The sequence below is a fragment of the Phenylobacterium sp. genome, assembly GCF_036263695.1.
Lineage (GTDB): Bacteria > Pseudomonadota > Alphaproteobacteria > Caulobacterales > Caulobacteraceae > Phenylobacterium.
Genome location: NZ_DATAGM010000005.1, coordinates 1 through 7,796 on the forward strand (window position 1 = coordinate 1; position 7,796 = coordinate 7,796).

Genomic DNA, 7,796 nt, shown 5'->3' on the forward strand with positions numbered 1-7,796 from the left:
CGCCTACGCCGGGCGGCCCGGCGCGACGGAGGGGTTGGCCTTCCTGGAGCACCAGCTCGTCGCCCACCAGGACGGCAAGCTCGCCGACCTCAACATCGACATCGTCGAGGCCGCCGCAGCCGAGCTGGGGCTCGCCGCCAGCTTCCGCCGCGCCACCGAGCTAGGCGCCCAAGGCAAGCGCTCGGATCACCTGCTGGAGATCTGCCGCGCGGTCGGGGCGGACAGCTACCTCTCTCCGATGGGAAGCGCCGAGTACATGGAGGAGGACGGCGTCTTCAGCGCCGCCGGCTTCCCCTCAAGGTTCCAGGGCTTCGTCCAGGTGGACTATCCGCAGGGGCGCAAGGACTTCGTCCCCTACATGTCGTTCGTCGACGCCTTGATGAACCTGGGCTGGAGCGGGCTCAGGGACCTGATCGGCGCAATGAAGGCTGCGGCCTAGGGGCGCGTCCTCATAAGACCGGCGGGTAAGCGGATGGCGCGAATGTCGACGATGGGGAGGCGCACGGACGCAGCCGAAATCCTGCTCGAGCATCGCAGGTCCGAGCTACGCCGCCACAGACCCGTCAATTCACCCAAACGGCTTAGGCGGCAGAGCACATCACGCCCAGGGAAACCAGCTTCGCGGCGAGCTCCGCATTCCTGAAGGGCTTGGTGAGTCCGGGAAGGTCCGTAGCCAGCCCCTCGGCTTCCGCATAGCCAGACACAATGAGGACTGGGAGATCTGGCCGATCGGCTCTGGCCCGGCGCGCCAGGTCCGCGCCATTCACTCCCGGCATCAGGTGATCCGTCAGGAGCAGATCGGGGGCGAGCCCCCTCTGCAGTAGCTCGAGCGCCTCCTCGCCGGAACTCGCCTCGACGACCTCGAAGCCTAAGTCCACCAGCATGTCGGAGGTCGTCATGCGCACGAGTTCCTCGTCGTCCACCAGGAGCACGGTGCCAGCTGCTGCGCGTGCCTCGGCATTGTCCGGCGGGCCCGATGGCGAATCTGTCGCGCCGGTGCTGATCGGCAGCCACAGGCTCACACTGGTTCCGCCCCCCGGGCGACTGTCGATCGTCAGGCCCCCGCCGAGTTGCGAAGCCAGCCCATGGACCATGGAGAGGCCGAGCCCCGTGCCCTTGCCGATGCCTTTTGTCGAGAAGAACGGCTCAACCGCCCGCGCCCGTGTCTGTTCGTCCATCCCGATCCCCGTATCGGTGATCGTCAGCCGAACGTAGTGGCCTAGGCGAAGGTTGGACGGGTTCGTAGCCTGCACCGCGTCGGGAGCGGCTGAGATGGTAAGCACGCCTCCGTCGGGCATCGCGTCACGGGCGTTCACCGCAAGATTAAGGATCGCCATTTCAAGCTGATTAGGATCGGCCAGCGCACGCGGCAGACCATCGGCGAGGTCCACCCGAACGTCGACCTTCGGGCCGGACGTGCTGTCGATCAGGTCGGCCATGTTGCTGACAAGCTGCTTCAGGTCGACGGAGGACGGCTGCAGCGGCTGACGGCGCGCGAATGCAAGCAGGCGCTGCACTAGGGTCTTGGCGCGCTCGGCCGACTGGAGGGCGCCGTCGATCATCCGACGCTCACGCTCGGTGCCGAGCTCTCGGCGCGAGAGCATATCCAGACTGCCGATGATCGGCATCAGCAGGTTGTTGAAATCGTGAGCCACACCGCCGGTCAGCTGACCCATGGCCTCCATCTTCTGGCTCTGGCGTAACGCCTCCTGCGCCGCCGCAAGTTCAGCCTCCCGCGCTTTGGCGAGACTGAGATCACGCCCAACGGCGACGAAGTTGACGCCATTCGGCTCGGGCGCGACGGTCCACTCGATCCACTTCCAACCGCCGTCCCTCGTCGCGATGCGATTTTCGAACCGGGCTGGCAGGCCAGTCTCGCCCATCTCCGCAATGGCCGCGAGGGTCGGAGCCATATCTTCCGGGTGCATGAATGTCGCGTACTCACGGGTCAGGAGCTCCGCCTCGCTCCAGCCCAGCACCTTCGACCATGCAGGGCTCACGGCCGACATCATCCCGCTGTAGTCGGCCCGCGCAAACATGTCCTGGGACAGGGTCCACAGCCGGTCGCGCTCCGCCAGGCGCGCCTCAACCTGGGCCTCGAGAGTTTCGTTCAGTTCGCGAAGTCTCGCCTCGGCTTCGCGCCGGTCATGGATATCGACCGAGGCTCCGAACCAGCGCGTGATGTCGCCAGTCTGCGGGTCCCGGTGCGGTTCGCCCCGGACGAGGAACCAACGGTACTCTCCCGAGCTCGACCGAATGCGATGCTCGACGACGAACACGCCGCCGGTGCGGCGCGCCTCGTCGAACGCGGCCATCGTGGATCCGGCGTCGTCTGGATGTACAAAATCGGCTGAGACCTGGGCGGCGGAGGAAGGGTCCACCTTGGCGCCGGTGTAATCGAACCAGCGCCTGTTGAAGAACTCAGTCCGGCCTTCTGCGTCCGTGACCCAGACAATTTGCGGCGAGGCGTCCGCCATCAGCCGAAACCGTGCTTCGCTTTCGCGCAAGCGCTCCTCAGCCTGGCTGCGCTCCACGACGTCCCACGTGCGTGAGGCGACCTCGCTGATCAGTGCAACCTCATCGGCCGACCACCGGCGAGGATCGCGCATGTTCACGTAGAGAGATGCTCTGAAGCGGGCCTCGCGGATCAGAGGGACGCTCACGAACGCGCGTGTGTCTATAGCCCTCCAGACCGCTGGGTCCTGCGTCCGGTCCTCCAGCACGTCCGAGCAGACTTCCGTCTCGCCGCGGCGTTGCTTTGCGATCCGTTTTGGCCCGAAGCCCGCGAGGGGAAACTCGCCAATGAGCGGCTGCATCCCGTTGGCATAGCAATGCGACAGCCGTATCGTCGCATCGTCCGCCAGGACCTGGCCGTAGCCGACGCGGTCCGCTCCCAAGTGCTCGCCGAGGAGGGTGACCGCTGCCTGAAGGACATCATCTGCGCTTCTCAGCGCCCGAAGCTGCTCCTCAATCTTGAGCCGGAACGCGCGCGACCGCGCCTCGAGAACCTGTCCGGTAATCTCCCGGCACGGGCAGAAGAAGCCGCCGATAGCGCCGGTCTTATCGGGCACAGGCGTGTACGAGAAGGCGAAGTGCGTCTCCTCTGGGAAGCCCCGGCGCTCCATGACCAGCTTGATGTCGTCCATGTGGACTGGACGCCCGGCGTAGGCGTCGTTGACGATTGGCGCTAGGTCGTCCCTGATTTCGCTCCACACCTCGAGGAAGTCCCCCCCGAGTGCAGACGGGTGCTTCGTGGCAAGGATCTCCGCGTAGGCGTCGTTGTAGAGAAGCGTGCGCGCGGCGCCCCAGGCGATGAACATCGGCTGGTTCGCGGCGAGCATCACGACGACGAGCGTCTTCAGCGGCTGAGGCCAGCCGTCCGGCGGCCCGATCGGAGTCGCTGACCAGTCCTTTTCGCGTATGCGCGCGCCCATCTCTCCGCCGCCCGGAAAGTCGCGCCCTCGGTGGGCTGCCGAGTCAGCCAAGCCAGCGCCCCATCCGATCACCTATTCCCGTCAGGTGCCTAAACCCAGCGCTGATCCGGTAAAGCGGACGGGACCGGAGACCCACCTGCGCACCGCTGTTGATACGATGCAGACCTATCGCATTGCGGTGGCCGCGGCCGCAACCTGGTCATCTCACCAAGTAGGGTTGCGAGCGTCGGGCCACTAAATGCCGCCGTCTGCGATCGTCGAGCAGACGACGGCGCTCAGGGAGGCTGCGGGGCGCCCGATTGTGAGTACAGCCCCTTAGCCGACCATGTCCCAGGCCAGCGGCTCGCCGCGGGCGAGGTCGCGGGCGGCGGGCCTGCCGAGCACGGCCTCCAGGTCGGCCGGCGGCAGGCCGTTGCCGGGGCGGATGGAGCGGATGTTGGCGCGGGTCAGGGGTTCGCCCGCCCGCACGTCGCAGGTCACGTAGAGCGAGCGCCGGAACAGCAGCGAGCCGCGCTCGGAGCCCAGTACGTCGTAGTGCGCCTGCCCCAGCGCGCGCCAGGCGTCCTTGCAGTCGCGGACCAGGGCGGAGAACTCGTCGGGCTCGAGGCTGAAGGCCGCGTCCGGGCCGCCGTCGGCGCGGGCGAGCGTGAAATGCTTCTCGATGGCGCACGCGCCCGTCGCCACGGCCGCTACCGAGGCGGCGGTGCCCGGCGTGTGGTCGGAGAGCCCGATCGGCACGCCCAGCCACTCCGCCATGTCGGTCACGGTGCGCACGTTGGCGTCGGCGAAGGTCGCGGGATAGCTGGAGACGCAGTGCAGCATGATGACGCCCGCCGCGCCGGCCTCGAGGGCGGCGTCGCGGGCGGCGACCATCTCCTCCCTATTGGCCATGCCGGTGGAGATGATCAGCGGCTTTCCCTTTGCCGCCGCATAGCGGATCAGCGGCAGGTCCACCGCCTCGAAGGAGGCGATCTTGTAGGCGGGCGCCCCGAGATCGGCGAGCAGGTCGACGGCGGTCTCGTCGAATGGGCTGGAGAACAGGATGACGCCCCGCTCGGCGGCCCGCTTGAACAGGGCCGGGTGCCATTCGAAGGGGGTGTGCGCCTCCTGATAGAGCTCATAGAGGCTGCGACCGTCCCACAGGCCGCCGTGGATGCGGAATTCCGGCCGGTCCACGTCCATGGTGATGGTGTCGGCCGTGTAGGTCTGGATCTTGATCGCATCGCAGCCGGTCTCGGCGGCGGCGTCGATCATCGTCAGCGCCCGCTCCAGGCTGCCGTTGTGGTTGCCCGACAGCTCGCAGATCACGAACGGCTCGTGCCCCGCCCCGATCTTGCGGCCGGCGATCTCGACTTCAGGCGTGGAACTCATGGCGTGAGGCTACGCCGAACTGCTGAAATCGTCGTTAACCCTGTCGTCGCAGAGGGCGCGGCGAATGGCTTAATCGAACCTTGGGAGTTGTCTCGCCAGCATCCCGCACCAGTGGATGCAAATGATTCGGGCGGCGGACAGCCGCCCTGGGGGAGCACATCATGGCCGACGCCGACCTGAAGCCGAAGGACGCCTGGGCCGGGGCGTTCGGCGACGAGTACACCCGCCGGAACCTGGCGGACGCGCAGGCGCTGCGCGACCGCCTGAAGATGTGGGCGGTGATGGGCCGCGCCTTCGCCGGCGATCCGCCGAAGTCGATCCTCGAAGTGGGCTGCAACCTCGGCATCAACCTGCGGGTCCTGCCTAGCCTCTGGGACGTGCAGCTGCACGCCATCGAGCCCAACCCCACCGCCCGCGAGCGCATCGTGGCCGAGAAGGTGCTGCCGGCCGAACGGCTCTACGCCGGTTTCGGCGATTCCATCCCCCTGCCCGACGGCGCCGTGGACCTGGCGTTCACCACCGGGGTGCTGATCCACGTCGATCCCGCGCAGCTGCCCGCCACCATGGACGAGATCCACCGGGTGTCGTCGAAGTACATCCTGTGCTCGGAGTATTTCTCGCCCAGGGCCGAGACCATCACCTACCAGGGCCGAGAGGGGCTGCTGTTCAAGAACGATTTCGGCGGGCTCTACATGGACCGGTTTCCCGATCTGGAGCTCCTGGACTACGGCTTCTTCTGGAAGCGCGTGGCCGGCGGCGACAACGCCACGTGGTGGCTGTTCAAGAAGCGCAGCTGATACGGCGGGGAGTAAAACTGCGCCCCCCTGTCCCGTCGCGCTGCGGCGGAATCCGCACTACATAGGGGCCCATGGCCAAGGACGCTTCCCCCCGCACCACCCGCTGCCTGATCATCGGCTCGGGCCCCGCCGGCTACACCGCCGCGATCTACGCCGCCCGGGCGTTGCTGAACCCGGTGATGATCGCCGGCATCCAGCCGGGCGGCCAGCTGACCATCACCACCGACGTGGAGAACTACCCCGGCTTCGCCGACGTCATTCAGGGCCCCTGGCTGATGGAGCAGATGGAGGCCCAGGCGCGTCACGTCGGCACCGAGATCGTCAGCGACATCGTCACCGAGGTCGACCTCTCCCGGCGGCCGTTCCGGGCGGTTTGCGACTCCGGCGAGGTGTGGCTGGCCGAGACCCTGATCATCGCCACCGGCGCCCAGGCCAAGTGGCTGGGCCTGGAGAGCGAGCAGAAGTTCCAGGGCTTCGGCGTCTCGGCCTGCGCGACCTGCGACGGCTTCTTCTACCGCGGCAAGGAGGTCGTGGTGGTCGGCGGCGGCAACACCGCCGTGGAGGAGGCCCTGTTCCTCACCAACTTCGCCTCCAAGGTCACGGTCGTGCACCGCAGAGATGAATTCCGGGCCGAGAAGATCCTGCAGGAGCGGCTGTTCGCCCACCCGAAGATCGAGGTGGTCTGGGACAACGCCATCGACGAGGTGCTGGGCGGCTCCGACCCCATGGGCGTGACTGGCGTGCGGCTGAAGAACGTCAAGACCGGCGAGACCCGTGAGCTGCCCGCCGACGGCGTGTTCATCGCCATCGGCCACGCGCCGGCCTCGCAGCTGTTCCAGGGCCAGTTGGAGATGGACTCCTCGGGCTACCTGAAAGTGAAGGCCGGTACGGCCTCGACGGCGGTGCCCGGCGTCTATGCCGCCGGCGACGTTACCGATGACGTGTATCGTCAGGCGGTCACCGCCGCCGGCATGGGCTGCATGGCCGCGCTGGAGGCGGTCCGCTTCCTCGCCGAGCAAGACCATGCCAAGGCCAACAAGCCGATCAGCCACGCCGAGGCCGAGAAGATCGGCGCCTGGTAAGCTCGGCCGCATCCTGACGGCGACCGCCCCCTCAAGAGAGGCCCCCGGCCCATGACCAACCTGATCGTCCAAGGCGGCCGGGCGCTGAAGGGCGCCATCACGCCGTCGGCCAACAAGAATGCGGTGCTGCCGATCCTGTGCGGCACCCTTTTGACCCGCGAGCCGGTGACCCTGCACCGGGTCCCGGACATCACCGACGTGCGCAAGATCCTGTCCTTCTTCGACAAGCTGGGCAGCCGCGTCGACATGGATTTCGAGACCGGCACGCTTCGCGTGCAGCACGGCGGGCAGCTGAACCGCGAGGCGGCCACCCTGCCGGCCGCCGACATGCGCTCGTTCCTGATGCTCGTCCCCGGGCTGATGAAGCTGTTCGGCGAGATGGCCCTGGAGGACGAGATCAAGGGCTGCACGCTCGGCGTGCGGGAGATCGATCCGCATATCGAGGTGTTCGAGCAATTCGGCGCCCAGGTCTCCAGCCGCGGCGACACCATCACCATGGCGATCCCCAAGGGCTTTCAGGCCGCGCAGCACTGGCTGGACTACGCCTCGGTGACCACCACCGAGAACTTCATCATGTGCGCGGCCACGGCGAAGGGCACAAGCCGGCTGACCAACGCCGCCTCCGAGCCGCACGTGCAGGAGTTCTGCGCCTTCCTGAACGCCATGGGCGCCAAGGTGCAGGGCGGCTCGTCGGAGGTGGTGGTCGAGGGCGTGGACGAGCTCGGCGGCTGCGAGTTCACCCTCGGCGACGACTTTCACGAGATCGCCACCTTCCTGGCCATGGGCGCGATCACCGGCGGCGAGATCAAGGTCCGCAACGACCACCCCGAGCAGTTCCCGCTGATCGACCGCACCTTCGCCAAGTTCGGCGTCGAGGTGAGCCACGAGAACGGCTGGTCGTCGGTGCACGCCAACGGCGGCCTGAGGGTGCGCGAGCCCTTCACCAGCCACATCCTGCAGAAGGTGGAGGCCGCCCCCTGGCCCTACCTGCCGGTGGACCTCCTGCCGATCTTCATCGCCCTGGGCGCCCGGGCCGAGGGGCAGATGATGTACTGGAACAAGGTCTACGAGGGGGCCCTCGGCTGGACCTCGGAGCTGGCCAAGTTCGGCGC

At 67.4% G+C, this 7,796-nt stretch carries 6 protein-coding genes; 4 read left to right on the forward strand and 2 right to left on the reverse strand.

The genetic code is table 11. The features are described 5' to 3' along the window. Positions 1–439, forward strand: a 439-nt coding sequence (locus VHK87_RS00130) for a WbqC family protein (RefSeq protein ID WP_329632871.1), incomplete at its 5' end; no start/stop codon positions are given. 142 nt (positions 440–581) lie between these two features. On the opposite strand, the gene VHK87_RS00135 is transcribed toward VHK87_RS00130, so the two are convergent. Next, positions 582–3,434 (reverse strand): PAS domain S-box protein, encoded by a 2,853-nt coding sequence (locus VHK87_RS00135; RefSeq protein ID WP_329632872.1) that lies wholly within the window; start codon positions 3,432–3,434, stop codon positions 582–584. A gap of 315 nt (positions 3,435–3,749) precedes the next feature. Then, positions 3,750–4,805 carry a pseudaminic acid synthase gene (pseI, locus tag VHK87_RS00140; protein ID WP_329632873.1) on the reverse strand — a complete coding sequence of 352 codons (1,056 nt, stop codon included), beginning with the start codon at positions 4,803–4,805 and terminating at the stop codon, positions 3,750–3,752. 161 nt (positions 4,806–4,966) lie between these two features. On the opposite strand from pseI, the gene VHK87_RS00145 reads away from it, so the two are divergent. The 3 genes from VHK87_RS00145 to VHK87_RS00155 all read left to right on the forward strand — a co-directional run. Further along, positions 4,967–5,602: a pseudaminic acid biosynthesis-associated methylase gene (locus tag VHK87_RS00145; protein ID WP_329632874.1), complete on the forward strand. Its 636-nt coding sequence runs from the start codon at positions 4,967–4,969 to the stop codon at positions 5,600–5,602. Between the two features lie 71 nt (positions 5,603–5,673). After that, positions 5,674–6,684, forward strand: a complete 1,011-nt coding sequence (trxB, locus tag VHK87_RS00150; protein WP_329632875.1) for a thioredoxin-disulfide reductase — start codon at positions 5,674–5,676, stop codon at positions 6,682–6,684. A gap of 51 nt (positions 6,685–6,735) precedes the next feature. Next, positions 6,736–7,796 (forward strand): hypothetical protein (locus tag VHK87_RS00155; RefSeq protein ID WP_329632876.1); only part of this gene is annotated, 1,061 nt, incomplete at its 3' end.

Excerpts from the sequence above, each read along its gene's own strand:
- pseI (WP_329632873.1), bottom strand. The coding sequence starts at position 4,805 with ATGAGTTCCACGCCTGAAGTCGAGATCGCCGGCCGCAAGATCGGGGCG.
- VHK87_RS00145 (WP_329632874.1), top strand. The coding sequence starts at position 4,967 with ATGGCCGACGCCGACCTGAAGCCGAAGGACGCCTGGGCCGGGGCGTTC.
- VHK87_RS00135 (WP_329632872.1), bottom strand. The coding sequence starts at position 3,434 with ATGGGCGCGCGCATACGCGAAAAGGACTGGTCAGCGACTCCGATCGGG.
- trxB (WP_329632875.1), top strand. The coding sequence starts at position 5,674 with ATGGCCAAGGACGCTTCCCCCCGCACCACCCGCTGCCTGATCATCGGC.